The sequence below is a fragment of the Streptomyces sp. 8N616 genome (assembly GCF_052246385.1).
Lineage (GTDB): Bacteria > Actinomycetota > Actinomycetes > Streptomycetales > Streptomycetaceae > Streptomyces.
Map to the genome: position 1 here is coordinate 1 of NZ_JBQQBY010000046.1, position 26,996 is coordinate 26,996.

The window sequence follows — 26,996 nt, forward strand, 5'->3', positions numbered from 1 at the left end:
TGTCCGCGTGGCTCAGCGGATCCTGGCGATGACCTGCGCGATCTGGCACAACCGCACCATCGGCGCACCCGTCACCCGCTCGCTGATCGCCTACGACCACTGAGCCACATCGGAACTAATCGTCTAGGGGAGGGCCTACTCGGACGACTCCGGCAACGCAGCGAGGTGCCGCCCGCCGACGGAGTCGGCTGATGTCACTGCGGCGGCGTGGGGCGTTGCGCCTGCTTCCTCAGGGCCGCTTGGCACCTGAACGGCTCCGCGACGGGGTGCACGTAAGGGCTCTCGCAATAGACTTACGAACACGGGCACTCTGGGATAAGAGGCGCAGCACCCCCGAGCGGGAGGTCACCGCAGATGGAAGCCAAAGAAGGCGACACGCTGCTCGTGCACGGCAGGACCGTCGGGCACCACGACAGGAAAGCCAAGATCGTCGAAGTCATGGGGGACCACGGCGAGCCGCCGTACCGGGTCCGCTTCGAGGACGACGGCAAAGAGTGCGTGGTCTCCCCGGGCCCCGACGCGGTCGTACGGCACCCGGGTCAGACCAGCCCCGGTCACTGACCGGTGACGCCCCCGCGCGCTCAGCGCGGCGGGCGCACCGGCGTCGGATAGTGGTCGGCGACCACACGGGCCATCGCCCCGATGCGGTCGGCGGCCACTTCCTTTGCCGAGAAGAAGGCGTTGCCGCGCACCTGCGGCCAGTTCTTGTCGAAAGTCAGATGCCGGGACAGCTCGGCCGGGTCCTGCCAGGCGGCGGGTTGCGCCGGGTCGCCCGCCTTGTAGAGCGCCTCGCCGATGAAGAGATCCACTCCGGTGCCGTCGACGACCTGGGACCACCAGGGCACGAGCTTCGCGTAGTCGGCGACGGCGAAGCCGATGTTCCAGTACACCTGCGGCACGACGTAGTCGATCCAGCGCTGGCGGACCCAGCCGCGGGTGTCGGCGTACAGGTCGTCGTAGGTCTGCACCCCGGCCTGGGTGTCGGACCCCTCCGGGTCGGTGGCGTGGTTGCGCCAGACGCCGAAGGGACTTATGCCGAAGCGCATCCGGGGCTTGATCTTCTTGATCCGGGCCGCGGTCTCGCACACGAGGCGGTCGGTGTTGTCGCGGCGCCACGCGGCCCGGTCGGCGAAGCAGGAGCCGTACCGCTCCCAGGCCGCGTCGTCGTCGAAGACCTGGCCGGCGACCGGATACGGGTAGAAGTAGTCGTCCCAGTGCACGGCGTCGATGGCGTACCGCCGCACCGCGTCCAGCATCGCGTCCTGGACGAAGTGCCGGACCTCGGGCAGCCCGGGGTTGTAGTACAGCTTGCCGCCGTACGGGACCACCCACTCCGGGTGCACGCGCGCGGGGTGTGCGGGGACCAGCCGCGAGGGGTCGGTGTGGTTCGCGATCCGGTACGGGTTGAACCAGGCGTGCAGTTCCAGGCCGCGCCGGTGGGCCTCGCGCACCGCGAAGCCGAGCGGGTCCCAGCCCGGGTCCTTGCCCTGCTCGCCCGTGAGGTACTGCGACCAGGGCTCGTACGCCGAGGGCCACAGCGCGTCCGCCGTCGGCCGCACCTGAAAGATCACGGCGTTCAGCCGCCGCTGCACGGCCGTGTCGAGGAATCCGATCAGCTCGGCCTGCTGCCGGTCCGCGGGGAGCCCGGCCCGCGAGGGCCAGTCGCGGTTGGCGACGGTCGCCAGCCACATGCCGCGGAACTGCCGCTCCGGACGGCGGATGACGCCCAGCGCCTCGTCCGTGGCCTGCGCCGGGGCGTACGTGTTCGCGTCGCCCGCCGCCGGCAGCCCGGACAGCGCCCCGGCCGCCCCTGCCGCTCCCACCGCGAACCCTCTTCGTGAGATACGCCTCATGACTCGCCCCCTCGGTACCGGGTAAGTCCCGCCCTACGGCCTCAGCATGCCCGCCCCGGCGGCTTCGGGACAGAACCGCGCGGAGTAACGTCTGGTCTGAAGAAGACGAAGATCAGCGAAAGGCACGATGTGACCGACATCGAACGCGTCGGAGTGGTGGGCTGCGGCCAGATGGGCGCGGGCATCGCGGAGGTCTGCGCCCGCTCCGGCCTGGAGGTCATGGTCGCCGAGACCACCGGCGAGGCCCTGGAGATCGGCCGCACCCGCCTGACGAACTCCCTCGGCAAGGCCGCGGAGCGCGGCAAGATCACCGAGGAGGAGCGGGACGCGACGCTGGCGCGGCTGAGCTTCACCACCGACCTGGGCGAGTTCGCCGACCGGGACGTGGTCATCGAGGCCGTCGTCGAGAACGAGCAGGTCAAGACCGAGATCTTCCAGATCCTCGACCAGGTCGTCACCCGGCAGGACGCCATACTGGCCTCCAACACCTCCTCCATCCCGCTGGTCAAGCTGGCGGTGGCCACCTCCCGGCCCGACCAGGTCATCGGCATCCACTTCTTCAACCCGGCGCCCGTGCAGCGGCTGGTCGAGCTGATCCCGGCGCTGACCACCGCCGACGAGACGATCATGCGGGCCGAGAAGCTCGTCACCGACGTCCTCGGCAAGCACGCGATCCGCGCCCAGGACCGCTCGGGGTTCGTCGTCAACGCGCTCCTCATCCCGTATCTGCTCTCCGCGATCCGGATGTTCGAGTCGGGCATCGCGAGCCGCGAGGACATCGACAACGGCATGGAGCTGGGCTGCGCCCACCCGATGGGCCCGCTGAAGCTCTCCGACCTGATCGGCCTGGACACGGTGGCTTCGGTGGCCCAGTCGATGTACGAGGAGTTCAAGGAGCCGCTGTACGCCGCTCCGCCGCTGCTGCTGCGGATGGTCGACGCGGGGCGTCTGGGCCGCAAGACCGGCTCGGGCTTCTACCCGTACGAGTAGCCGCGGCGCCTGCGGCGGGCCGGGAGCCGACAGCCGCCCCGCTCGCCATGACCGGGCGAACGGGGCGGTGGGCTCCGGGCCCGGGGGAAGAGGGCCCGGGACCCTGTTCCCGAGAGGGCTCCCTTCTCACTCGCGGTGACGATTCAACCGCTCAGCGCCGCGGCATGGCAGCGTGTGCGCCAAGGGAGCTGGGGTGCGGCGTTCACACGGGGTGCGCGGCGGGTGTCCGCCGCGGACGACCACGGTGGCCCCTGCTAAGCGGCCCTGGGGAAGTAGGCGTGACGTCCCGCGTCGTCTGGTGCGGTGCATCGCAAGGCGGAGGATCGTCCTCGTAGTGGGCCTACTCGGACGACTCCGACAACGCAGCGAGGTGCCGTGCCAGGCGGCGTGGGGCGTTATGACTACTTCCCCAGGGCCGCTTAGCCGAGCCGGATGTGGTGCAGGAGCAGCAGCGCCGCCGCCATGTTCGCGGCCGGGACCTCCCCGCGCGTGATCATGTCGGGCACCAGCTTCAGCGGCACCCACTGCCGCCGGTCCGACTCGAAGTCGTCCTCGGGATGGCCGACGTACGAGGCCTCGTCCGCCCAGTAGATGTGGTGCCGGGCGTCGGTGAGCCCGTTGGACGGCTCGACGGACAGCAGATGGCGCAGCGCGCCGGGGCGCCACCCGGTCTCCTCCTCCATCTCGCGCGCCGCGGCGGCCGCCACGTCCTCGCCGTCCTCGACGACGCCGGCCGCGAGCTCCCAGCCCCAGGTGTCGGTGATGAAGCGGTGCCGCCAGAGCAGGAGCACCTCGTTGGCGTCGTTGACCGCGGTGGCCACGGCGACGGGCCGGAGCCGGATCACGAAGTGGTCGAGGTGCCTGCCGTCGGGGAGTTCGACATCCGCAAGGTTGACCCGGAACCAGCGGTTCTCGTACACCGTCTGCTCCCTGAGGTTCTTCCATCGCACGCGCAGGCCACCCTCCGCCGGGTAGATGGCGACATCGCTACGTCCTGGAACAGGGAAAGGGTCACAGCGGGACGCGCAGCGCCCCGTCGATCAGTTCGGCGGCTTCGGCAGTTGCCGCGCACTTGCTCGCGACGAGGTGTTCCCGCACGGCGCGAAGGCGGTCCCTGAGGCGCTGGGACTCCATGCCGCGGGCCGTTTCCGTCATCTCCACCGCGGTGGCCACGGCCCGGTCCGCGTCGCCCTGGCGCAGTTCGACATGGGTGAGCATGGCCAGCCGGTGCACCCGGCCCCGGTCGTGGGCCGGGGAGCCGACGGCCGCCGCCGCGTGTTCACGGGCCGCCCCCAGGTCGCCGAGGCTCAGCAGCGCCTCCGCCACCTGGACGTTGACCAGACCCGGCTGCACATAGCCCGTCTCCGCGGGCTCCTGTCCGCGGCGGATGCGCTCGGCCGCCGCCTCGGCGCGCCGGATGCAGGACAGCGCGCTCGTCCCATCGCCGAGCCGGGCGTACGCCTTGGCCTGCATCGCGTACAGGTCGGCGGCCAGGGCCGGGGTGATGTGCGGCCCCGCTGCGCGCAGCGCCGCCTCGGCGAAGGCCACCGCCTGGCGGTATTCGCGCATGAACAGGGACTGGTTGACGAGCAGCGCGATCACATACGCGCCGAGCCCGCGGTCGCCGCTCGCCTTGGCCAGCCTCAGTGCCTGGTGAAAGTAGCGCTGCGCCAGGCCGTGTGCGTCCGAGTCGTACGCACAGATGCCCGCGACGGCCACCAGACCGCCGGTCGCCCGGTGCAGCTGGCGGCCCGTGGCGTCGGGGTAGCTACCGCGGAGCAGCGGCGCCGTCTCGGAGTTGAGGAAGCGGACGATGCGGGCCCGGGTCGCGATGCCGCCCGCCTTCCGGTACATCTGCTCGTAATGGGCGCGAGCGGCCCGCAGCATCTCGATGTCCGCCATGCTGACGCGGGTCTGGCCGTCCCGGGAGACGTCCGAGTCCTCGGGCGGGTTCTCCCACTCCCACACGGGGATGACGGCCGGGGTGCCGGTGAGCGCGGGCGCCGCCACGATGTGCGGGCGCTGCTGCTCGTCGGACCGCCACAGGGCGGTGGCCCGCTCGACGAAGCCGGACAGCGGCGTGGTCGGCATGGGGCCGGTGCCGGGGGTGCCGAGGCCGACGTCGTCGAGCGTCAGCGCCCGGTGCAGCCGCTCGCCGAGGACCTCGCATATCAGGTCGGGCACCCTGCCGCGGGGCCGCTGCCCCTTCAGCCAGCGGGCGACGGCGGTGTGCTCGTAGCGCAGCTTCATGCCCCGGGCGCGGCCCGCCTCGTTGATGTGGGCGGCCAGCCCCGCGTGGGAGATGCCTGCTTCGTCGAGTACGGCGTCGAGCAAGGTGTTGGGCTCCATGCTGCCCTCCCGGTGCGCTCGGTGGGGTCAGGGTAGTGGAGCGGAACGCACACGGGGTGTGAACTTCGCACCGGTGTACGGGTTTTCAGCCGCGCACGTGCTGGGCTGCGCCGACCGCGCCCCCCGCGCCACTGCCGGACGGCAGAAGCACCGTGCGATGCGCGTGGATTCCGGCCGCCTCGGCCGAATCGCAGGCGGCGACGACGGTGGTCCCGGACTCGGCGATCCGGCGCAGCCGGGACCAGACGCGGTGCCGGGCGGTGGCGTCGAGGCCGTCGTCCGCCGCGTCGACGAGCACGGAGGCGGGCTCGTCGGCCAGGGCGAGCGCGAGGGCGAACAGCAACTGGTCGGCGCGGGACAGGACTTCGTAGCGGACGCGCCGCTGCAGCACGCCGGGCGCACGGCCGCGTCCTGCTCCCTCGGCCAGCGCCAGGCCCGCCGCGGCCAGCGCCCCGCCGACCGCGTCCCGGCGGCCGTCCTCCTGGGGCGGCTCCTGCCCGTGGCTCCCGGGCCGGTGCACACCGCGGGCCGCCGCCAGGAGGTCCTCGACACGGGCGTGCGGATCCGGGGCTCCCGGCCCGTGATCGCGTACGACGGCGATCCGGGCGCGCGGGCGATGGGTGCCCCCGCCGCGCAGCCACGGGCGCCGTGCGAGGGCCGTCAGCAGGGCCGTACGGGCGGGTCCTGCCGGCCCGATGACGGCGAGCAGCTCGGCTCCGGGAACCGCCTGCCGGAAGCCGTCGGCGGTGAGGGAACTGCCGTGTCCGGTCGTCGCTTTGACCATGCCTGCCCTCTCCTCGATCCGATCGAAATCACTCATAGGTCTACCAATCGGGAGGGACATCGGGCGTGCGGCACTCCGGGAAACGCGTGGCGGCACGGCGATGCGGGGCGCGGCGGGGAGGCATGGCGGCGTTGGGAGCGCAGCCGGAGCGGGTGTTCCGGGCTCAGGCGAACTCGATCTCGACGGGCCGTGCCGTCACGGTTCCCCGGGGGACCCGGCCCACCAGATCCAGAAGCGTCTCCCGCTCGCTCTCCCTCTGCCCGAAGCCTCCGAGCCACTGCTGGGGACTCTCGCTGCCGGTGGCGAGCGTGAGCCCGTACCGATAACGGCCCGGCTGGGTGGGGCGGAAGGAGGCGAAGGTGGCCAGGGGCAGGTAGTGGGACCCGCCCGCGGGCACGGTCGGGTCGAAGCCCTCGCCCGGGGCGAGCCGCCGGAAGTCCTCGGGGCGCAGCGGGCCGACGTGCGGGTCCTCCTTCTGCAGGCGCGGCTGCACCACGATGCCGCCGCGCGTGATCGTCGGGCGGTAGTGGGGGAAGCGCACGCCTTCCTCCGAGCCGTCGAGCACGCCGACGACCCACACCTCCTTGTCGCCGACGTTGCGCAGCTCCACCTCGACGGGAAGGGCGGTACCCAGGGCATGCGGCCCCTCGGGTGCGCGCAGTACGAGGTCGAGAGCGGCGGCCACGGGGCCGCCGCTCCCGACAGCGGGACGGGCCGGCATGCGACTACTGCCGGGCCGTGGCCGGGCCGCTACCGGCTCTCACGGGCCACCGTCTCCTTGATCTGCTGCGCCTGGGCCTCGATGTTCCGCAGGACCGAGGGGTTCTGTGTCCTGCGCCGGAAGATGGAGACCATGTCGTCCGCCGTCTGCCGGGCCCGCTCGATGTCGCCCGCCTTGGCCTCCATACGGGCGCGGCGCTTCATCACCCAGCCCAGGGTGATGTTGTCGACGCCCCGGTCCTGCAGCGAGGCGTCCACGACCGCGTTCAGCTGCTGGATGCTCTCGCGGGGATCGGCGGGCTTCACGCCCAGGGTCTTGTCCCTGCCCAGGTACTTGAAGTCCCGGGAGGCGTTGGCGCCCCTGACCAGGCGCGGGTAGACGGCGAGGGGGTGGCCCGCGTACCGGTCGAGCACTTCGTTCAGCGCCCGGTCCCCCGATGCCAGCATCTCGCTCTGGGAGCCGAGGAGGGAGAAGAGCATGCCCTGGTCGTCGCCCATCATCAGCTCGGCCACCTGCTCGTCCTCTTCGGTACGGGGCGAGCGGATGGTGAGGTGGTGGACCTGGGACAGCACCCGGGAGCCGTCCGATGCGACGTACTGGGCGCGCAGCTGGTACCGGCCGGGCTGCTGGAAGTACAGGCCGTCCTTGCCGTAGCCGATGTACGAGCTCTCGTAGATCGCCGGGCGCTCACTGTCGAGCCGGACCTGTGCGCCGTCGTCGACACAGCGCGTCAACGGCGGCCGGTAGGTCTTGATCTCGCCCGAGGGGGCGCAGATGGCGATGTTGACGAAGCCGTCCTTCGGGTCGAGCCGCCCGTGCGTGTCCCGTCCGTTCAGATCGGTGGTGGACAGCTTGAGTTCGACGACGACGGGCTCCCCGAACCGGAAGCCACCCGGCGAGCGCAGCTCCAGGGCCAGGCCGGAGTTGTTCACGACGGGATCGCCGAAGAGGTCGGCGTCGATCTCGGCCGCACCGACCCCGAAGGGGTTTCCTCCCATGGCCACATCGCGGTAGAAGCCGTGCCTCAGGTGGACCAGCTCGCTGTCGGTGAACTGGAACGGGAAGGCGGCCCAGTAGGCGGGCTCTCCGCCCGGCGCCGGGGGCGGCGGCTGGAACCGCCACGCGTAGTTCATCCACGACAGGTCGCCGAAACCCCCGTTGGAGCCCAGGGGTTGAGGGGGATCGGCGAAGTTCTTCTGCCAGGAGTGCAGCAGGTTGAAGGCGTGGCCGAGCTCGTGGACATAGGTGCGCAGCTGTGCCCGCTGACTGGCCGGGTCCATGCCCCTGATCGCGTCATGGAAGACCGCACAGCCCTGCCGCTGGAAGGCTCCGCCCGCGTCGAACATGATCCCCCGGACGCCATCCTGCACATAGGAGCTGGCCACCAGCAGCCACACCTGCCACAGCGGCGCGTCCCTCCAGAGGCTGAAGTGGTTGACCATCGCGTTGTGCAGCTCGGAGTCGTCCCACTTGGCGTCGGGCCCTGCGGCACCGGCGGAAATGACGTTGGGAGCCCCCGCCACCTGCATCTCGATGCCCGCCTCCTCATAGGCCTTCGGCACGGTGAGCGTGCGCACGGGGCTCGACGGCGGCTGCGGCAGGGAGCCGGTGTCGTAGGAGATGAACGGGACGGCCCCGGCTACGGAGTCCTGCTCGAGCTGGACGCTGCGGAAGTGCGGTGAGACGAAGGAACAGAGATACGTCGCGCTGGGCGCCGCACCCCCCGCCGAGAACTGCACGGTGGCGACACCCGGCCGGGGCGGGAAGCCGGTCCCGCGGGGAATGGTCACCCGTACGTGCCGCGAGCCGACCGGGAAGCTGAACCTCCCCTGCCCTTCCACCTTCACCACTCCGAGCGCGGAGGAGATCGTCGGGGCCTCGACGACGAAGGACCCGGCATAGCTGGCGGTGGCTCCGCTGCTCTGGAAGAAGTCGCCGCTCACCCGCATGGTCGGCCGGAAGCCGTCCACGTCGACCCGGAGCTCCAGCTGGATCCCGGCGCCTGCGCTGCGGTAGCGGCCACGCACCAGGCGCCGCAAGGGTTGCGCCGCGGCCCTGAGCGCGGCGTGCGCCTCCAGCTGCGCCACTCTCGTCTGGAGCTGGACGGCCTGTTCACCGCCTTCCGGCTCGGCGGACGCGGCCTCCTCGAGCTCCTCCATCTCCTTCCGCTCGAGCAGGTCCTCGAGTTCGAACACCTGGGACGGTTGGGCCTGTCCGTCGAGCGCCGTGGGGTCCGTGATGACTGCCATGCGGTTCTTGCTCCTTATGCTCGGGCTCCTTGGGCCCACGGCCCGTCACAGGGGCGCGGTACGTCACAGGAACCAGTGGTCCGGGATCTGACAGGCCGCGCATGGTGATGGCCGCGCTCACCGCCGTCGTGGGGTGTGAACCGAGGGAGCTGAGAAGCGCGCGGGCTGACCCGCCGGCCGGCGTCCTCAGCCCAACACAGCGGGGCTCGACCTTCACGCCACGTACGCCTGTCCGGGTGGCCTGTACGGCAGGCGTGGCGGTTCCCATCCCGTGCCCCCGGACGAGGGCGGCGCGGCGGGGGCGGTCAGTCGGCGGCGGAGTGGAGAGTCCGGGCGCGGCAGGCATGCGCGACGGCCGGCGGTACGGGCACCCGGTGCCGGTCGTTGCGCAGCACGACCAGCGCCGTGTCGTCCTCGAGCCGTCCGCCGGTGTGCCGCAGCAGCGCGGCGTGCACCCCCTCGACCACCGTCCGGGGCACGATGCCGGGGCCGGTGCCCGGGACGGGTCCGGGGCAGGGACCGGCGGCGCTGCTCCCGGTGCTGCTCCCGGTGCTGACGGTGTCACTGCTGCCGGTGCCGCCGCTGCTGCCGGTGCACCCGCTACCGGTGCTGTCGGTGCCCGCGCCCGAGCCGTCGCAGGAGCTGTCGCCCGCCTGCGCGGCCGCCGCCAGTTCGCGCGGCAGTGGGAAGAACTCCCCCGCGGCGTCGCGCGCCTCCTCGACCCCGTCCGTGTGCAGACAGAAGGCCTGACCGGGTCTCAGGGGCGCGCAGTCCACCACGCGGAGGTCCGCGGGCAGCGGGAAGGGCCCGAGCGGCGGCAGCGGCTCGGCGTCCGCGACCTGCACGGCCCGCACTCCGCCCGCCGCTTCGCCGGTCAGCAGATACGGCCACGGATGACCGCAGTTGAGGGCGACCGTGTTCCCGCACTCGCGTACCTCGAGCACGAGCACCGTCGCGAACTCCTCCGCCAGCGGGCTGTCCGGCTCTGCGCCGGGCTCCGCCGGTGGCGAACCCGCGCCGCCCGCCGCCGGGTACTCCTCCTCCGAGCGTTCCCGCAGATGGCGGTGCATGGCCCGCTCCAACCGGCGCAGCACGCCGGCGAGTTCCGGCTCGTCGTGCGCCGCCTCCCGGAAGCTGCCGAGGAGCGCGGCGACGGCGCCGATCGCGGCGAGGCCGTGGCCGCGCACGTCCCCGATCACGACCCGCACGCCGTACCGGGTGGCGAGCGCCTCGTAGAGGTCGCCGCCCACCGAGGCTCCGCGGGTCGCGGAGAGGTGCCCGGCGGCGAGGGCCAGGCCGTCGAGCTTCTGCGGCAGCGGGCGGAGCAGCACCCGCTGCGTCGCGGCCGCGACCTCCCGGGCCCGCTCCAGCTCGCGGAGCAGGCGCAGCCTCCGGCCGGTCGTGAGATATCCGGCCCCGACGACGGCGACGATCGCACAGCAGGTGCCGAGACGGGTGACGAGGTCCTGTTGCACCTCGACGGCGCTGAGCGGTAGGAGCGCGAAGAGGGCGCAGACCCCGCCGAACAGCACGCACTGGCGGCGGCCGCTGCCCGCACAGGCGATGGCGGGCGCCGCAGCGAGGAGCTGGACGAGCTGGGTACCGGCGGGGTGGGCCAGCTCCCAGGCGACGACGGCCAGCACCCAGAGACCGGGGAGGGCGAACACGAACCACCGACCGGCACGCGATAGGCCGGAACGCGCGCCCCGGCACGCCCTGGTACGGATCATGCCGACGGCCTCCCTGTCAGGCGCCCAGCCGGATCGGCGGGGTCCACGGTCACGACGCGCGGCGGCCTTGCGGCCGGATCGATTCTGGCGACCGTCAGCACCCGGATGACCACCGTCCGTCGAGATCTCACACGATCGTGTGATCCCGACCCAAAGGGCGCACAGGCCCGAACCTGTACCACCACCCACCGAGGGCGTACGTGTCGCCCGGCGCCGGCCCGTGCGGCGCGGCCCCGCATCCGCACGGGCCGCGCGCCCGGCTCGCCCGCGCCGCACGGGCGCGGGGCACGGCCCGGCGGCAGGCGGCCGGAAGCCTCGAAAGGGCGCCCCCGGCAACCGGGGGCGCCCCTTCGAATCCTCGGCGCGGGGTACGGGCCGTTACGACGACCCGCGGAGGGTGGCGCCCGCTCGCTCCGCGGCCGCCGCCACCGCCGCGTCGCGCGCCGCGGAGGCCTCCTCCGCCGTGAGCGTGCGGTCGGGCGCCCGGAAGCGCAGCGCGTAGGCCAGCGACTTCTTGCCCTCGCCGATCTGCTCGCCGGTGAAGACGTCGAACAGCCGCAGCGACTCGAGCAGTTCGCCCGCACCCGCGCGCAGCGCGGCCTCCACGTCGGCAGTCGGCACGGAGGCGTCCACGACGAGCGCGACGTCCTGGGTGGCCACCGGGAAGGTGGAGACGCGCGGCGCCTCCAGAGGACCGGTGACGGCCCGCTCCAGGCGGTCCAGGTCGAGCTCCATCGCGCACGTGCGCTCCGGCAGGCCCAGCGTCTTGACCACGCGCGGGTGCAGCTCCCCGGCGAAGCCGAGGAGCTCCTCCTCGCCGTCGATGACCACGTGGAGCCCGGCGCATCGGCCCGGGTGCCAGGGCCCGTACTGGCCCTGGCGCACGATCAGTTCCGCGCCGGCCTCGCGAGCGACCGTACGGGCCGCCTCGACCGCGTCAGCCCAATCGGCCGGGCGGCCCCCGCCCCACCAGCCCGCCTGCTCGCGGGCGCCCGCGAGGACGACGGCCACGTGCCGCGGCTGGGCGGGCAGCGCCGCGTCCAGCTCGGCGATCCGCTCGTCCGTGGGGCGCCGGTCGACCGGCAGGATCGCCGCCCTCCCCGGTTCCTCACCGGCGAGGAAGACGATCCCGGTCTCGAAGAGCGCGAGGTCGTGCGTGCCGCGCCCGTGGTTGCGGCGCAGCGCGCCGAGCAGGCCGGGCAGCAGCGCGGTGCGCAGCGCGGGCTCCTCGTCCGACAGCGGATTGACGAGCTTGACCACGCGGCGGCAGGTGTCCTCCGGGTCGAGGCCGAGCTGGTCGAAGACCTCCTCGCTGATGAACGGGTAGTTCAGCGCCTCGACGTAGCCGGCTCCGGCCAGCGCGCGCCCGGCCCTGCGGTGCAGCCGCTGGCGCTCGGTCAGGCCGCGGCCGGCGGGCGGCCGGGGCAGGGTCGACGGCAGGTTCTCGTAGCCCTCGAGCCGGATGACCTCCTCGGCGAGGTCGTTGGGGTCGCGGAGGTCGGGCCGCCAGCTGGGCACCGTGACGATCAACTCGTCCTGCCCGTAGACGTCGCAGCCGACCTGCTGGAGGCGGCGGACCACAGTCTCACGGCCGTACGCGACGCCCGCGACGCGGTCCGGGTGGTCGGCACGGATACCGACCGTGCGCGGCCCGGACGGGGTGACGACCTCGGTGACCCCGGCCTCGGCGGTGCCGCCCGCGAGCAGCACCAGCAGGTCCACGGTCCGCTGCGCCGCCGCGGACGCGGCCTCCGGGTCGACGCCGCGCTCGAAACGCCTGGACGCCTCGGAGGAGAGCTTGTGGCGGCGGGATGTGCGGGCGATCGCGACCGGGTCGAAGTGCGCGGCCTCGATGACCACCTCGGTGGTTCCCTTGCCCGCCGCGTCAGCGGCTGATGTCACTGCGCCCGTCTCGGGGTCGGTCACCGGCTCCGCGATCTCGGTGTTCGCGCCGCCCATGACGCCCGCGAGCCCGATGGGCCCGGAGTTGTCGGTGATCACCAGGTCCTCGGAGTCGAGGGCCCGGTGGGCGCCGTCGAGGGTGGTGAACTTCTCGCCCTGGATAGCGCGGCGCACGCCGATCGGCCCGTCGATCCGGGACCGGTCGTACGCGTGCAGCGGCTGCCCGAGCTCCAGCATCACGTAGTTGGTGATGTCGACGGCGAGCGAGACCGGCCGCATCCCGGCCTTCTGCAGCCGCCGCTGCAGCCAGATCGGGGAGCGCACCTCGGGGTCGAGCCCCGTGACCGTACGGGCGATGAAGCGGTCGCAGCCCTGCGGGTCCTCGACCTTGACGCGGTAGCCGTACGAGTTGGGCGCGGGCACGTCCAGCAGCGCCGGGTCGCGCAGCGGCAGCCCGTACGCGATGGCGGCCTCGCGCGCGACCCCGCGCATGGACAGGCAGTAGCCGCGGTCGGGGGTGACGGCGATGTCGAGGACCTCGTCGTTCAGCTCCAGCAGCTCGATGGCGTCGGTGCCGACCTCGTACTCGGGCGGGAGCACGATGATGCCGTCGTGGTCCTCGGACATGCCCAGCTCGGCGGCCGAGCAGATCATGCCCTCGGAGGTCTTGCCGTACGTCTTGCGCGCGGAGATGTGGAAGTCGCCGGGCAGTACGGCGCCGGGGAGGACCACGACGACCTTGTCGCCGACCGCGAAGTTCCGGGCGCCGCAGATGAGGTTCTGCGGCTCGCCGGTCCCGTTGGCGGTGCCGACGTCCACCTGGCACCAGCGGATCGGCTTCTTGAACTCCGTCAGCTCCTCGATGGCGAGGACCTTGCCGACCACCAGGGGGCCTTTGAGGCCGGCGCCGAGCTGCTCGACCGTCTCGACCTCGAGCCCTGCGGCAATGAGCTTGGCCTGTACGTCACGACCGGTCTCACCGGCCGGCAGGTCGACGTACTCCCGCAGCCAGGAAAGCGGGACCCGCATCAGATCTCCATCCCGAAAGGCCGGGTGAAGCGCACGTCACCCTCGACCATGTCTCGCATGTCCTCGACGTTGTGGCGGAACATCAGCATCCGCTCGATGCCGAACCCGAAGGCGAATCCGCTGTACTTCTCCGGGTCGACGCCGCAGGCGATCAGCACGCGCGGGTTGACCATGCCGCAGCCGCCCAGCTCGATCCAGCCCTCGCTGCTGCACGTGCGGCAGGGGCGGTCCGGGTTGCCGACCGAGGCGCCGCGGCAGACGTAGCACTGCATGTCCATCTCGGCGGACGGCTCGGTGAAGGGGAAGTAGTTCGGCCGCAGCCGGGTGCTCATGCCCTCGCCGAAGAGCGCCTGGACCATGTGGTCGAGCGTGCCCTTGAGGTCGGCCATGGTCAGGCCCTCGTCGACGGCGAGCAGCTCGACCTGGTGGAAGACCGGCGTGTGGGTGGCGTCCAGCTCGTCCGTACGGAACACCCGCCCGGGGCAGATCACGTAGACGGGCGGCTCGCGGTCGAGCATCGCGCGGATCTGCACCGGGGAGGTGTGGGTGCGCAGCACGACTCCGGAGTCGGCGTCACCCGCGGCGGAGCCGCTATCGGCACCAGTAGGGCCCTGGACGAAGAAGGTGTCCTGCATGGCGCGAGCCGGGTGGTCCGGCGGGAAGTTCAGCGCGTCGAAGTTGAACCACTCGGCCTCGGCCTCGGGCCCCTCGGCGACCTCGTAGCCCATCGCGACGAAGACGTCCTCGATGCGCTCCATCAGCGTCGTCAGCGGGTGCCGGGCGCCGGCCGGCGTGCGGTCGTACGGCAGCGTGACGTCCACCGCCTCCTCGACCAGCACGCGCGCGTCGCGCTCTTCCTCCAGCTCCTCCTGACGCGCCTTGAGGGCGCGGCCGACCTCCGCGCGGGCGCCGCCGACGCGCTTGCCCGCGTCGGCCTTGGCATGCGGGGGCAGCGCGCCGATCTCGCGGTTGGCCAGGGCGAGCGGCGAGCGGTCGCCGGCGTGGGCGACCTTCACCTCGCGCAGGGCCTCGAGGTCGCGGGCTGCGGCGATGGCGGCGAGCGCCTCGTCCCGCATGCGGGCGATCTCTTCCGGTTTCAGTGCCTCGACCTCGACAGGGTCGTACGACTTATTGGGTGCCGACATCTCTTCCCGTGTTTCCGATAGCTGGCGCGGCCCGCGCTCGGTGGCAGGGCGGCCGAGGCTGCCAAAGGTGCCAAAGGTCGAGTCTACGGGGCGCGGGAGGCCTCATGAGCCCGCGGGCGCTCAGGCCAGGAAGGCCGGGGCGCCCACGGGCAACGTAAATCGGAACTGGGCGCCGCCGCCGGGGGCCCTGCCGACCTCGATCGTGCCGCCGTGCGCCTCCACGATGCCCTTGACGATGTACAGCCCCAGGCCGGTGCCGCCGCGCTTGCTGCCCCGCCAGAAGCGGGTGAAGACGCGGTCCATCGACTCCTCGGGGATGCCGGGGCCCTCGTCTCTCACGGTGACGGCCGTTCCTTCCGTGTCCGTACGGGTGGGCGTGGGTGTCACCTCAATGGTGACCTTTCCCTCGCCGTGGCGCACCGCGTTTTCCAGCAGGTTGCCGAGCACCTGGTCGATCTTGTCGGGGTCGGCCCACAGATCGGGCAGCGGGTCCGGCACGTGGATGAAGAAGCGCTCGGGGTTGTGGCCCGTGCTGGTCAGCCCGGCCACATGGCGCGTCACGGCCGCCACCATGTCGACGGGCTGGCGGCGGACCTCCAGGCGGCCGGAGTCGATCCGGGAGATGTCGAGCAGCTCGGCGATGAGCCGGGTGACGCGGTTGGCGTCGGCGTCGACGGTCTCCAGCATCAGCTTCTTCTGGTCGTCCGTGAACCGCTCCCACTTGGCGAGCAGGGTCGCGGTGAAGCCTTTGACGGAGGTGAGCGGGGAGCGCAGCTCGTGGGCGACGGTGGCGATCAGCTCGGCGTGGCTGCGCTCGGTGCGGCGGCGCGCCTCGGTGCCGCGCAGCGAGACCACCAGCCGGTACACGGGGCCGGTGGGCCGCCTGCGGACATAGCGGGCGGAAACCAGCACCTCGCGGCCCCCGGGGAGCAGCAGATTGCGCTCCGGCTGCCCGGCGCGGATGGCGAGGCCGCCGTACGGGTCGGTGACGGTCCACCAGCGGCGGCCTTCGAGGTCCTCGAGCGGCAGTGCCCGCTCCACGGACAGGCCGATCATCTCCTCGGCGCGGCGGGCGGTGATCCGGGCGGCCGCGGCATTGAAGCAGACGACCCGGCCGGTCTCGTCCGCGACGACGAGGCCGTCGGGCAGCTCGTCCGGATGCAGGCCGTGACCGGCGAGGCCCCGCTCCGGGACGGCGCGGGTGTCCAGCGCACTGCCATCCTCCGTGCACTGGTCCGAAGTTCCCACGTCCATACCCCCCACCCCCCGCTAGGGCCCCGGGCGGCAACATTACTAGCTCTGGGTGACGGAACGGCACCCTCCGGAAGCACGCTGCGCGCGAGCCGACGCGTAGAGGCATACGGCCGCGGCCGTCGCGAGGTTCAGGCTCTCGGCCTTTCCGTGAAGAGGAACACGCACCACCTCGTCCGCGAGGGCGCGGGTCTCCTCCGGCAGGCCCCACGCCTCGTTGCCGAAGATCCAGGCGGTGGGGCGGCCGAGGACGCCCTCGTCGAGCTCGGTGTCCAGATCGCGCAGGCCGGCGCCGTCGGCGGCCACGATCCGTACACCCGCGCCCTTCAGGCCCGCCACCACCTGCTCGACGGGTACGCCGACGGCGAGCGGGAGGTGGAAGAGGCTGCCGACGGAGGCCCGTACGGACTTGGGGTTGTAGACGTCGACGGAGGCGTCGGTGAGGACGATGGCGTCGGCGCCCGCGGCGTCCGCGCAGCGCAGCACGGTCCCGGCGTTGCCGGGGTCGCGGACATGGGCGAGGACGGCGACCAGCTTCGGCCGGGCCTGGAGGATCTCGTCGAAGGGCCGGTCGAGGAAGCGGCAGACGCCGACCAGGCCCTGGGGGGTGACGGTCTGCGAGAGCTCGTCGATCACGGAGTCGGCCGCGAGGTGCACCCGGGCGCCCTCGGCACGGGCCTCGGCGACGATGCCCTCGTACCGCTCGGCGGCCTCGACGGTGGCGAAGAGCTCGATCAGGGTGGGCTCGCCGTCGCTGCGGTGCCCGACCGCCTCCCGCACCGCCTGCGGCCCCTCGGCGAGGAACCGGCGTTCCTTGCCGCGGAAGTTGCGCCGGGCCAGCCGCCGGGCCGCGGCCACGCGCTGGGACCGCGGGGAGATGAGCTCGGGGGCCGCCATGCTGGTGCACTCACTTCCGGGGTCGGTTCGAGGGTTACGGCCATCATGCGGCCGGTGTCACGGGCAGGCTGTCCGCCGCCGGTAGCCGTCCGGTCGTGCAGCGGCTGCCGCGCGGCCGGGCCGCTGACACGACCGGACCCGCAGGCCCGGGAGGGGGCCTGCGGGTCCGGTCACGCTCTCGGCTGCGGCTCAGGCGGCCTTCGGCGCGTTGACGTCGCTCGGCAGCGCCTTCTGCGCCACCTCGACCAGCGCCGCGAACGCGGTCGCGTCGTTGACCGCGAGCTCGGCCAGGATCTTGCGGTCCACCTCGACGTTGGCGGCCTTCAGGCCCTGGATGAAGCGGTTGTAGGTGATGCCGTTGGCGCGGGCAGCGGCGTTGATCCGCTGAATCCACAACTGACGGAAGTCGCCCTTGCGCTTCTTGCGGTCGTTGTAGTTGTAGACGAGGGAGTGGGTGACCTGCTCCTTCGCCTTGCGGTACAGGCGAGAGCGCTGCCCGCGGTAGCCGCTGGCCTGCTCGAGGATCGCCCGGCGCTTCTTGTGGGCGTTGACTGCCCGCTTGACGCGTGCCACTTGTTAACTCCTTGTACGGGGCCGCGGTGCCTCACACGGCCCGGATCGAATGGGTCCCGGTCTCAGACGGCCGCCCCGGGGCGGGCCGGGGCGCTCGACGTCACTTGCCGAGAAGCTTCTTGATCTTCTTGGCGTCGGCCGGGGCCATCTCGGCGTTGCCGGTGAGGCGACGCGTCAGACGGGACGACTTGCGCTCGAGCAGGTGGCGCTTGCCGGCGCGCTCGCGCAGGACCTTGCCGGAGCCGGTGACCTTGAAGCGCTTCCTGGCACCGCTGTGCGTCTTGTTCTTCGGCATAGCGCCGTTCTCTCCTCGTCGGTGGCGCTCCCGCGCGCCGGGGAAACCGGCATACGGGAGCGTCAGTTGTTTCGGTTGGTATCCGGGGCGGGGACCCCGGCGATCCCGGAGAACCCAGGATCACGCCTCGGAAGGCTCCTCGGCGGGCTGCTCCGTGGAGTGGTGCCCCGGAGACTGGTCCATGTGGGCAACGCCCTGGCGCTCCGCCTTGCGGGCGGCGGCCGCCTCGCGGGCTTCGGCCATCGCCTCGGTCTTCTTCTTGTGCGGACCGAGAACCATGATCATGTTTCGGCCGTCCTGCTTCGGGTTCGACTCCACGAAGCCGAGCTCCTGGACGTCCTCCGCGAGCCTCTGCAGCAGCCGGTATCCCAGCTCGGGACGGCTCTGCTCGCGGCCGCGGAACATGATCGTGATCTTGACCTTGTCGCCCTGCTTGAGGAACCGGACTACGTGACCCTTCTTGGTGTCGTAGTCGTGCGGGTCGATCTTCGGCCGGAGCTTCATCTCCTTGATGACCGTGTGCGCCTGGTTCTTGCGCGCCTCACGGGCCTTCATGGCCGACTCGTACTTGAACTTCCCGTAGTCCATGAGCTTGCACACGGGCGGACGGGCGTTCGCCGCGACCTCGACCAGGTCGAGGTCGTACTCCTGCGCAAGCTCCAGTGCCTTGGCAAGCGGCACGATGCCGACCTGCTCGCCACTGGGACCGACAAGTCGCACCTCGGGGACTCGGATCCGGTCGTTGATGCGGGGCTCGGCGCTGATGGGGCCTCCTCGGTTGCACCACGCGAATGCCTGGCGGACAGCCGCGTTACGTTGTCTGTCGTCGACCCCGCCCGCAGGACGCGAAAAACGCCCCGAACGGTCACAGGCGGGGCTCCTCACAACCGGGAGCACCGCCGCGCTGTTCCGCGGGGCGCATCGAGCGGCTTCCATCGCCCTTACGGGACGATGGGCACCGCCTGACCGGTGACCCGCCGGCCCGAGGGCCGGCCAGGTGGGAGATCGGAGCCTCCACTTGCGGGCCGGGCACTGGCGTGTCCGGCCGGTCGTTTGTCAAGCATACCAGCGTCCGGAGACCCCACCACCCACGTGCGCAGGGGGCGCGGGGCCATAGGGTGGGGGCTGCCGTCCAGTCGAAAGAAGTCCTGAGCATGAGCGACGCCACCCCGCAGCAGCCGACTCCCCAGCCCGAGGGGCAGGCCCCCGACTTCGACACGATGACCCGCGACATCGCGGACGTGCCCGCCGTCGAGGTGATCACGACCGTGGCCGTACACCTGATGAGTGCCGCCGCGGTCAACCTGGGGCTCGCCGAGGAGGGCGAGCAGCACAAGGACCTGGACGAGGCGCGGAAGCTGATCACAGCGCTGGCCGGTCTGGTCACGGCGAGCGCGACGGAGGTCGGTTCGTATCACGCGTCGCCGCTGCGGGACGGGCTGAAGTCGCTGCAGTTGGCCTTCCGCGAGGCGTCCGCGGTGCCGGACGAGCCGGGAGAGGGCCCGGGCGAGAAGTTCACGGGGCCGGTGTACGGCTGACCGTCACGGTCGTTTCCGGTCGCTGGGTCTTGCCGGTCTTGCCGGTCTTGCCGGTCTTGCCGGTCTTGCCGGTCATTCCGGTTGATCTGGTTGATCTGGTTGGTCGCTACGAGCGGCCCGCCTCCGGGGGCGGGGGCGCTGCCCCGGCCTCCGCGTTCTCCTCCGGCGGGGCGCCCGCGGCCGGCCGGGTGATGCCGAGCGTCTCACCGCCGTGCGTGACGGCGTGTACGAGCGCGGCGAGCACTCCGCCGACCAGCGGTGCGATCAGGAACAGCCACACCTGCGCCATGGGCGCCGAACCCGCGAAGATCGCGGGGCCCAGGCTGCGGACCGGGTTGACCGAAGTGCCCGTGAGCGGAATGCCGACCAGCTGCACCAGACCGAGCGTCAGACCGACCGGCAGGGCGGCGAAGCCGATGAGCACGAGGTTGCGCGTCACCGCCAGATAGACGTAGACCAGCAGGAAGGTCAGCAGGATCTCGGCGACGAACGCGCCGAAGATGTTGATCCCCAGGGCGGAGCGGTAGCCGTAGCCGTTGGTGCCGAAGGCGCCGGTGACCTCGAGCCCCGGCACCTGCTTGGCCACCATCAGCAGCAGGGCGGCGCCTACGATGGCGCCGAGCAGCTGCGCGATCCAGTACTCCACCGCCCTGCGGACGCTGAGGCGCTTGGCCATCAGCATGCCCAGCGTGACCGCGGGGTTGAGGTGGCAGCCCGAGATCGGGCCGAGGGCGTAGGCGAGCGCGAGCAGCGCGAAACCGAAGGCCAGCCCGATGCCGACGGTGCCGATGTACTCGGCGCCCAGGACGGCGGAGCCGACCCCGAAGAACACGAGCAGCAGGGTCCCGAGGAACTCGGATACGACCGTGCGCGTATCGACCCCGCCCGGGAGGCCCACCGTGGGTGCCGTCGTCTCCATCTCGCCCACCTCGCAAAGATCACTCAGTTTCTTTGCATTGTGGGGCGAGTGCGGACATTACGCCTGCTGGGCTCGGACGAAGAGCGGTTCGCCGGGGATCGCGGTCTCCGGGGGCACCAGCGCCATGTCGAGGCCGCGCACCAGCCGTGCCCGCAGCACCTCGTCGGTGGCCAGCGCCGTGGCCACCCGCTGCGCCACCTCGCGAGCCGGGGCGCCGGGCGCGAGCGCCAGGGCCAGGGTGCCGTCGGCCTCACCGCCCGGCGTGAAGTGGGCCCGCAGCACGGCGGACTCGTGCGCCACCACCGTCCGTACCGCCTCTGCGACGGCCGGGTCGGCCAGCGGATCCGTGGACTGCCGGCCCTCGGCGACGGCGAGCAGGGCGGGGCCTGTCAGCTGGTAGGGCACGGGGCCCGCGAGGTCGAGGACGACCGTGTCGGCCCGCTCATGGGCGGCCGCCTGCAGCGCCTGGTGCAGCGGTACGGCCACGGGCCGGGCCTCCGGATCCCAGCGGGCCAGCGTCTCGGTGGAGGTGAAGGCGGGCAGCGCCCGGCGGCCCCCGGGGCCCTTCAGCGTCGGAACGGCCATGTCGCTCGTCTTCTCGCGGCGCAGGCCGTCCGGGCCGGTCTCCGCCTCTCCGAGGACGGCGACCACCGGCACGAGAAGCCGGGCGCAGGGCAGTGCCGACAGCACCTGCGGCTCGGCGGCACGGTCATCGGCGTACGCGGCGAGCGCTGCGGCCAGGCGGGGGTCGGCGGAGCCGTCGTCGTCGGAGAAGCCGGAGTCCGGGATGTTCTTGAGCGCCACGCGTCGAGGGTATCCGCCGGGCTGCGAGCGGGTTCGCCCGGCCGGGCCGCCACCGGGCGGCCGGGCTGCGCGCCGCCTGCCGTCAGAGGACCGGGGGTTGCGGACGCCTGGCGGCGTGCCAGAGCGCGAAAGCCGCGACCAGAAGCGCCGCCCCAGCCGTCCCGGCCACGGCGGCCGGCCAGCCGACGCCGTCTTCCTCCTGACGCGTCCGGTCGGGTCCGGGCCCGAAGTAGCGCTGCCCGTACTGCGCCGGGACCGGCTGCTGCGCGCGCGGCTTCAGCTTCGCTCCGGCCTTGATCGCCGCCGCCGGGTCCACCAGGCCCGCGCCGCGGTCGTCGCTGCGCCCGCCCTCCGGGGAGTTCCGCGCGGTGTCGGCGAGGAGCTCCTTGACCTGAGCGGGGCTCAGTTCGGGGTGCGCCGAGCGGACGAGCGCGACGGCGCCCGAGACGAAGGCGGCGGCCGCGCTGGTGCCCCACCCCTCGTAGTAGCGGCGGTCGGGGTCGGCGATCACCACGTCGACGCCGGGGGCGCAGACGGTGGCGTACCAGCGGCGGGTGGAGAAGGGCGCGCGCGAGCCGTAGCGGTCGACGGCGGTCACGGCGATCACGCCGGGATAGGCGGCCGGGTACGAGACGCGGTCGCCGTCCTCGCCTCCGTTGCCCGCGGAGGCGACCACGACGGCGCCCTTGCGCAGGGCGTACTGGACGGCCGCGTCTTCCTGGGCCTCGGGGTGTGCCGACTTGCTGTCGTCGCCGAGCGAGAGGTTGATCACGTCGGCGCCGTGGTCGGCGGCCCAGCGGATCCCCTGGGCGAGCGCCCCGGCGCGGGAGCCGCGGGCCTTCTTCCGGGCCGGGTCGCTGTCCTCGAGGATCACCCGGACCGGCAGGATCCTGGCTTCGGGGGCGACGCCGAGTACGCCGTCCTCGCGGCCCGGGCCGTGCCCGTGGCCCGCGATGATCCCGGCCATGGCCGTGCCGTGCCGTGCCCACGAGCGGTCGCCGCGGCTCGCGCCGAACCCGACCAGGTCCTTGGTGGCGAGCACGTGGCCCTCGAGGTCCGGGTGCCGGTCGTCGACCCCGGTGTCCAGCACGGCGACGGTCACACCGTCGCCCTTCGTCGTCTGCCAGGCGTCCTGGGCGCGGAGCGCCTCGAGCGCCCACTCCTGGGCCCGTATGACATCGCCCTGCGCGGGCGCGGCGGGCCCCAGCGCGAGCAGCGCGGCCGCGGCGGCGACGGCGGTGGCCTTCGCTCCGGAGCGGGCGGCGCGGCGCGGGCGGCCCGCGGGGGGTTCCGGGGTGCCGGGGATGGCGGGGGTGGCGGGCACATCCTCGGGTGGGGCGGCGTCGTGGGGCGCCGAGGGTCTACGGAGCCGAGCGGGTGCGTCCGGAGTGCGGGGCTCGGGTGCGGTGGGCTCGGGCGCGGTGGGCTCGGGCGGGGTCATGAGGGGGCCTCCGTTGCCGCGGCGGCGGCCTTGCGGAAGCCGCGCTCGATGCGGTCCGCGAGTCCGCGGGCATCGTGGCCCAGCCCCGCCTGGCCCGGGGCCGACGTCGCACCGGCGGCCGCCGCCTCCTGCGCGGGCTGCGGGTCGGGAACCTTGCGGGCGTCGGCGAAGCCGGTGACGGCGTAGACGACGGCCGGGACGTCCGTCAGCACGCGCACCACCCAACTCGCACGCTGCGCGTCGCCGAAGCCAGCCGCTGCGGTGCCCTTCGCCGCGTACGGCCTGGGCATCAGGTCTCCGCGTTCGCCGAGGTCCTCGGAGGTGAAGCGGTGGCGCAGCGCGCGCATCCTCCCGGCGTCCGCCTTGGTGATCACCAGCCCGACGGTGGTCAGGCTGCTCGAGGTCGCATCGACGTACGTGGCGCGCAGCAGCCTCTTGCAGCCCGCGGGCGACAGGGCCTTGGCGAGCAGCGGGTCGAAGGCGCCCTTGCAGGTGCTGTCCGGGGCGACCGCGACACGCGTCCAGATGCGGTCGGCGCCGCCGGGGCCCGCGCCCTCGCCGCGCACGGTGCGCGGGAAGATCCGATCCACGGGAAGGCTGTGCCACAGGTCCCCGGCCTCGTGGAACGCCTCGCCCGCTGCGGGCTGGTCCTCTCCGCCCCCGGTGAGCCAGCTCCCGGCGGCCGCCCCGCCGAGGAGCCCGAGCCCGAGCACGAGGCACGCCGCGATGGCGGCCGCGCGGACCGGCGGACGCAGGCGCGCGGCCGGATTTGCGGGGTACGGGTGCCCCCACAGCTGCGGGCCCGCCTGCGGGACGTCCCAGGGCGGGGGCAGTTGACCGGTTGTGCCCCCGTACCAGGGCGCGCCGCCCTGACCCCGCGCGGGGGCTTCGGAGGCGGCGCCTGAGGCGGTCGGCACCTCACCCGTGCCCCAGACGCCCGGGCCCTCGGAGTGAGCTGGACGCGCTGTCGCCTCGGGGCCCGCGGCAGGAGCCGCGGGCGGACCCCAGGCGAGCCGGTCCTGCGGTGCGGTCTCCGGACGGCCCGCCGAGCCCGCAGTCGCAGAGGTCGAGCCCGTCGAGGAGGACGGCGAGTTCGGTGAGGACGAGGCCGGCTGAGCCTGATCCGGGCGGTCGGGCTCCGCGGCCGGGGTGCGTCCCGGCGGGCCGGGGGCAATGTCGGCGCTGCCGACCGCGTCAGGGCTCGCGTCAGGGCCCGTGTTGGCGCCCTCGTCCGAGCCCGGGACGTCGGAGCCCTCCCGGCGGACGGGCCGCGGCGGCGCCGACGAATCGGCCGGAGCGGCGGCCTCGCTCGGCCCCCAGGGGCGCCGGGGCTGCGGCGGGCTGCCGGGGCGGGAGGTCGCGGGCGACCGTTCCGGCGCGGGCGAAGCGCCCGGCGCAGGTGAAGGGCCCGGCGCAGGTGAAGCGCCCGGCGGCTCCGGCGTATTGGCCTGGCCACGGCGGGCGCCGGGGATGTCGGAGGCGCCCGGCGGAGGTCCGGCGGGGGCGGCCGGCACGGCGGGAGCGGCAGCGGGTTGGGGTGGCATCCCGTCAGGTCGCCCGGGGGCGCGGGCCGGGGGCGGCGACGCGGGAGGGGCCGCCTGGTACCACGCCCGGGCCTGCGTACCGTCATCGGCGCCGGGCGCCGTAGCGGGTCGGGGCGGGGCGGGGCGGCCTGCGGCCGCCGGCTGCTGCCGGGGCATCGGAGGGTGCGCCGGAGGCGGCGGCACGGATACACGCGCTGAGCCCGCCCGAGCGGCCGTTGGCGCGGCGCCTGATGGCGCGGACGCGGCCCCGGACGACGTGGACGCAGGTGCCGCCTCCGCCGAACCGGGGCCCGCGCCCCACGGTTCGGACGTCGGCGCCGCGCCCGGCACGGATCCAGGCGCCGCGCCCGGCGCGGAGCCAGCTGCCGCGCCCGACGGCGCCGGCGCGTTGCCCGGGGCCGGAGGCAGGTCGGAGGAGCGGGGCGAGGCCGCGCGCGGCGATTCGGCGCTCATCCGCCCCCCTCGCCTATGCTCGCCGTGCCGCCGATCGCCTTTCGGGGCAGGCCGGTTGGTATGTGGACAATCCCGCCGACGACCCGGGCGAGTCGTGGCGTTCGCGTCACTCTACGGGCTGGTGAGGGCCGGGCGGCAACCCGCTCGGACACATGGCCGGTTTGCCCCGACCCTGCCTCTACCCAGCGGTAACAGCATTCTGGCAAGGTGTGCTCATGCCAGCCCCCGCTGCAGGCCCCGCGGCCGACCGCGCCCGCTACGACCGGGCGACCGCACACCTCGACGCGCCACTCGCCCTCGTCGACCTGGCCGCGTTCGACGCCAACGCCGACGATCTCGTACGGCGCGCCCGGGGCAAGCCGGTCCGGGTCGCGAGCAAGTCGGTGCGCTGCCGTGCGCTGCTCGAGCGGGTCCTGGAGCGCGACGGTTTCGCGGGGATCATGTCGTTCACGCTGGCGGAGTCGCTGTGGCTGGCCCGCTCGGGGTTCGACGACGTGCTGCTGGCGTACCCGTCCGCGGACCGCGAGCGGTTCGCCGAGCTGACCGGTGATCCGAAGCTGGCGGGCGCGGTCTCCGTCGTCGTGGACGACGCGGCGCAGCTGGACCTCATCGACGCCGCGCGTCGCGCCACCGGAGGCGCCGAGGAGGTCCGGGTCTGCCTGGAGCTGGACACCTCGCTGCAGCTGCTGGGCGGCCGAGTGCGCATCGGCGCGCGCCGCTCCCCGCTGCGCACGCCCGCCCAACTCGCCGATCTCGCCCGGTCGATCGCGCGCCGCCCGGGTTTCCGGGTGGTCGGCATCATGGCGTACGAGGGGCATGTGGCGGGCGTCGGCGACGCGGTCGCCGGGCGGCCGCTGCGCTCCCGCGCGATCCGGCTGATACAGGCGGCGGCGAAGAAGGAGCTCTCGGCGCGGCGCGCGGAGGCGGTGCGTGCCGTACGGGCCGTGGTTCCGGACCTGGAGTTCGTCAACGGCGGCGGCACCGGCAGTGTGCAACACACCGCGGCGGAGGACGCGGTGACCGAGATCGCCGCGGGGTCCGGGCTGTTCGTGCCGCGGCTCTTCGACAACTACACGTCGTTCACGGGCCGCCCGGCCGCGCTGTTCGCCCAGCCCGTGGTCCGGCGGCCGGGCGTCGGGGTGGTCACGGTGCTGGGCGGCGGCTATCCGGCGTCGGGCGCCGCCGGTGCGGACCGGCTGCCGCAGCCGTACCTCCCGGAGGGGCTGCGCTACGACCCGCAGGAGGGCGCGGGCGAGGTGCAGACGCCGCTGCTGGGCACGGCCGCGGACGACCTGCTCATCGCCGACAAGGTGTGGTTCCGGCACGCGAAGGCGGGTGAGCTGTGCGAGCGCTTCGACGAGCTGCAGCTCGTCGAGGGCGACCGGATCGTCGGCACGGCGCCGACGTACCGGGGCGAGGGCCGCACCTTCCTCTGAGCGCTTCGGCCCTGCCGGCTCGCGGGAACGAGTGGTGCCCTGCTGCTCCGAGCCGGCTCGCTCGAGTCTCAAGCCTCAGGCCGCGCCGCCCGTGCCGCCGCTGCCCGGCGCCAGCGCCTTGATGCCCTGCGTGATCCTGTCCATGTCGGTGAGCGGCGGAGCTTCCTTGGTCGCGTCGAAGCCGAAGCGGACCAGGACGAGCCGCTGTTCGTCGTTCGGCGAGGGGAAGACCAGGGACTGGACGTAGCCGTCGTCGCCCTTCTTCGTGACGACCTTCCAGCGGACCAGGTAGCCCTTCCGGCCCGCGACGGTGACGGCCACGGACTTCATCTCCCTGCTCGACGTGACCCCGCCGTACATCTCCTTGCCGGTCTTCGGGTCCTTGCCATAGGAGGCCTGGGCGTTCTTGGAGATGTCCTCTTTGGCGACGCCTTCGGCGGACTTCGCGTCGTAGCCCGCGGCCGGTCTGCTGAAGACGCCGCCGCGCACGCACGTCGTGTCCGGCAGGCCGGGGCACGGGTACGGGCCGATGGTGATGGCCGCGCCGCCCGATCCGACGCGACCCGCCTCCCAGCCGTCGAGAACGGGCAGCGAGATGCCGTTGACGACGTCGGGCGCGGTGTCCGTAGCCCCGCTGGGGCCCGGGTCGGGGACGGAGTTGCCTCCACCGCCTCCGTTCGCGCCGCCGTCGCCGGGACCCGGGGTCCGGGCACTTGCGGTCGGATTCGCCCCGGCCTGGTCCGCGCCGCCGCCGTCGCCGTCACCGTCGCCGCTCAGCAGGACGATGCCGCCGACGAGTGCGGCGACGAGGACCGCGGCGGCGCCTCCGATCACGTACGGCTTGCCGCGCGAACTGCCCGCGGGTGGGAACGGGGTGTATCCCTGCAGGGCGGGGCCGGGCGACAGCAGGGGGCCGGCCGGCTGCGGCGGGCCGAAGCCCTCGTGCTGCGGCGGTATCTGGGATGCCACCGCGCCTTGTGGTTCGCGGGTGTAGTCGGTCCACGTGGAACCGTCCCACCACCGCTCCAGGGTGGGGCCCTGGCCTGTATGCCCGGGGTCTGTGTACCAGCCGGGCGGGGTCGTCATGCTCACG

The 26,996-nt window shown here is 73.2% G+C and carries 23 protein-coding genes and 1 pseudogene; 5 read left to right on the top strand and 19 right to left on the bottom strand.

What is annotated here, in order from left to right; genetic code table 11:
- A pseudogene (locus tag ACTWQC_RS31250) lies at positions 1–103 on the top strand (IS982 family transposase); the annotation flags it as partial.
- A 251-nt stretch (positions 104–354) separates the two neighbouring features.
- The gene (locus ACTWQC_RS31255) at positions 355–561 is read left to right on the top strand and encodes a DUF1918 domain-containing protein (RefSeq protein ID WP_443319210.1); all 207 of its coding nucleotides are present in this window, start codon (positions 355–357) and stop codon (positions 559–561) included.
- Positions 562–581: 20 nt separating this feature from the next.
- On the opposite strand, the gene ACTWQC_RS31260 is transcribed toward ACTWQC_RS31255, so the two are convergent.
- A complete protein-coding gene (locus ACTWQC_RS31260) occupies positions 582–1,853 on the bottom strand; it encodes a glycoside hydrolase family 10 protein (RefSeq protein ID WP_443319211.1) in 1,272 nt (423 codons plus the stop codon).
- Between the two features lie 129 nt (positions 1,854–1,982).
- On the opposite strand from ACTWQC_RS31260, the gene ACTWQC_RS31265 reads away from it, so the two are divergent.
- Positions 1,983–2,843: a 3-hydroxybutyryl-CoA dehydrogenase gene (locus ACTWQC_RS31265; protein ID WP_443319212.1), complete on the top strand. Its 861-nt coding sequence runs from the start codon at positions 1,983–1,985 to the stop codon at positions 2,841–2,843.
- Between the two features lie 419 nt (positions 2,844–3,262).
- Here ACTWQC_RS31265 and ACTWQC_RS31270 read toward each other — a convergent pair whose 3' ends face one another.
- The 13 genes from ACTWQC_RS31270 to infC form a co-directional block, all read right to left on the bottom strand.
- On the bottom strand, positions 3,263–3,793 hold the full coding sequence (locus tag ACTWQC_RS31270) for an NUDIX domain-containing protein (RefSeq protein WP_443319213.1): 531 nt from the start codon (positions 3,791–3,793) through the stop codon (positions 3,263–3,265).
- A gap of 61 nt (positions 3,794–3,854) precedes the next feature.
- Positions 3,855–5,192 (bottom strand): transcriptional regulator, encoded by a 1,338-nt coding sequence (locus ACTWQC_RS31275; protein WP_443319214.1) that lies wholly within the window; start codon positions 5,190–5,192, stop codon positions 3,855–3,857.
- 85 nt (positions 5,193–5,277) lie between these two features.
- The gene (locus tag ACTWQC_RS31280; RefSeq protein ID WP_443319215.1) at positions 5,278–5,976 is read right to left on the bottom strand and encodes a hypothetical protein; all 699 of its coding nucleotides are present in this window, start codon (positions 5,974–5,976) and stop codon (positions 5,278–5,280) included.
- Between the two features lie 163 nt (positions 5,977–6,139).
- On the bottom strand, positions 6,140–6,661 hold the full coding sequence (locus tag ACTWQC_RS31285; protein WP_443319216.1) for a hypothetical protein: 522 nt from the start codon (positions 6,659–6,661) through the stop codon (positions 6,140–6,142).
- 65 nt (positions 6,662–6,726) lie between these two features.
- Positions 6,727–8,946: a hypothetical protein gene (locus ACTWQC_RS31290; RefSeq protein ID WP_443319217.1), complete on the bottom strand. Its 2,220-nt coding sequence runs from the start codon at positions 8,944–8,946 to the stop codon at positions 6,727–6,729.
- 305 nt (positions 8,947–9,251) lie between these two features.
- Entirely contained in the window at positions 9,252–10,676 is a 1,425-nt protein-coding gene (locus tag ACTWQC_RS31295; protein ID WP_443319218.1) for a PP2C family protein-serine/threonine phosphatase, read from the bottom strand.
- A 378-nt stretch (positions 10,677–11,054) separates the two neighbouring features.
- Positions 11,055–13,607: a phenylalanine--tRNA ligase subunit beta gene (locus ACTWQC_RS31300; RefSeq protein ID WP_443319219.1), complete on the bottom strand. Its 2,553-nt coding sequence runs from the start codon at positions 13,605–13,607 to the stop codon at positions 11,055–11,057.
- Complete coding sequence (gene pheS / locus ACTWQC_RS31305; RefSeq protein WP_443319220.1) at positions 13,607–14,752, bottom strand: phenylalanine--tRNA ligase subunit alpha; 1,146 nt, start codon at positions 14,750–14,752, stop codon at positions 13,607–13,609. Before pheS ends, ACTWQC_RS31300 begins: the two co-directional genes overlap by 1 nt.
- Before the next feature lie 120 nt (positions 14,753–14,872).
- A complete protein-coding gene (locus ACTWQC_RS31310; protein ID WP_443319221.1) occupies positions 14,873–16,006 on the bottom strand; it encodes a sensor histidine kinase in 1,134 nt (377 codons plus the stop codon).
- A 39-nt stretch (positions 16,007–16,045) separates the two neighbouring features.
- Complete coding sequence (locus tag ACTWQC_RS31315; RefSeq protein ID WP_443319222.1) at positions 16,046–16,900, bottom strand: TrmH family RNA methyltransferase; 855 nt, start codon at positions 16,898–16,900, stop codon at positions 16,046–16,048.
- A 189-nt stretch (positions 16,901–17,089) separates the two neighbouring features.
- Positions 17,090–17,473 carry a 50S ribosomal protein L20 gene (gene rplT / locus ACTWQC_RS31320; protein ID WP_065002829.1) on the bottom strand — a complete coding sequence of 128 codons (384 nt, stop codon included), beginning with the start codon at positions 17,471–17,473 and terminating at the stop codon, positions 17,090–17,092.
- A 100-nt stretch (positions 17,474–17,573) separates the two neighbouring features.
- A complete protein-coding gene (rpmI, locus tag ACTWQC_RS31325) occupies positions 17,574–17,768 on the bottom strand; it encodes a 50S ribosomal protein L35 (RefSeq protein WP_443319223.1) in 195 nt (64 codons plus the stop codon).
- Positions 17,769–17,888: 120 nt separating this feature from the next.
- On the bottom strand, positions 17,889–18,533 hold the full coding sequence (gene infC, locus ACTWQC_RS31330; protein ID WP_443319251.1) for a translation initiation factor IF-3: 645 nt from the start codon (positions 18,531–18,533) through the stop codon (positions 17,889–17,891).
- 389 nt (positions 18,534–18,922) lie between these two features.
- Between infC and ACTWQC_RS31335 the strand changes: the two genes are divergently transcribed.
- Positions 18,923–19,306 (top strand): DUF1844 domain-containing protein, encoded by a 384-nt coding sequence (locus ACTWQC_RS31335; RefSeq protein WP_443319224.1) that lies wholly within the window; start codon positions 18,923–18,925, stop codon positions 19,304–19,306.
- A gap of 106 nt (positions 19,307–19,412) precedes the next feature.
- On the opposite strand, the gene ACTWQC_RS31340 is transcribed toward ACTWQC_RS31335, so the two are convergent.
- From ACTWQC_RS31340 to ACTWQC_RS31355, 4 genes are all read right to left on the bottom strand, one after another.
- The gene (locus ACTWQC_RS31340) at positions 19,413–20,225 is read right to left on the bottom strand and encodes an MIP family channel protein (RefSeq protein WP_443319225.1); all 813 of its coding nucleotides are present in this window, start codon (positions 20,223–20,225) and stop codon (positions 19,413–19,415) included.
- Between the two features lie 57 nt (positions 20,226–20,282).
- The gene (locus ACTWQC_RS31345; RefSeq protein WP_443319226.1) at positions 20,283–21,029 is read right to left on the bottom strand and encodes an SseB family protein; all 747 of its coding nucleotides are present in this window, start codon (positions 21,027–21,029) and stop codon (positions 20,283–20,285) included.
- Positions 21,030–21,111: 82 nt separating this feature from the next.
- Positions 21,112–22,470 (bottom strand): type VII secretion-associated serine protease mycosin, encoded by a 1,359-nt coding sequence (gene mycP, locus ACTWQC_RS31350; protein ID WP_443319227.1) that lies wholly within the window; start codon positions 22,468–22,470, stop codon positions 21,112–21,114.
- Positions 22,467–23,387: a hypothetical protein gene (locus ACTWQC_RS31355; RefSeq protein WP_443319228.1), complete on the bottom strand. Its 921-nt coding sequence runs from the start codon at positions 23,385–23,387 to the stop codon at positions 22,467–22,469. Before ACTWQC_RS31355 ends, mycP begins: the two co-directional genes overlap by 4 nt.
- A 1,295-nt stretch (positions 23,388–24,682) precedes the next feature.
- Between ACTWQC_RS31355 and ACTWQC_RS31360 the strand changes: the two genes are divergently transcribed.
- Positions 24,683–25,903 (top strand): amino acid deaminase/aldolase, encoded by a 1,221-nt coding sequence (locus tag ACTWQC_RS31360; RefSeq protein ID WP_443319229.1) that lies wholly within the window; start codon positions 24,683–24,685, stop codon positions 25,901–25,903.
- Positions 25,904–25,978: 75 nt separating this feature from the next.
- Here ACTWQC_RS31360 and ACTWQC_RS31365 read toward each other — a convergent pair whose 3' ends face one another.
- Positions 25,979–26,989, bottom strand: a complete 1,011-nt coding sequence (locus ACTWQC_RS31365) for a DUF2510 domain-containing protein (RefSeq protein ID WP_443319253.1) — start codon at positions 26,987–26,989, stop codon at positions 25,979–25,981.
- Between the last annotated feature and the right edge of the window lie 7 nt (positions 26,990–26,996).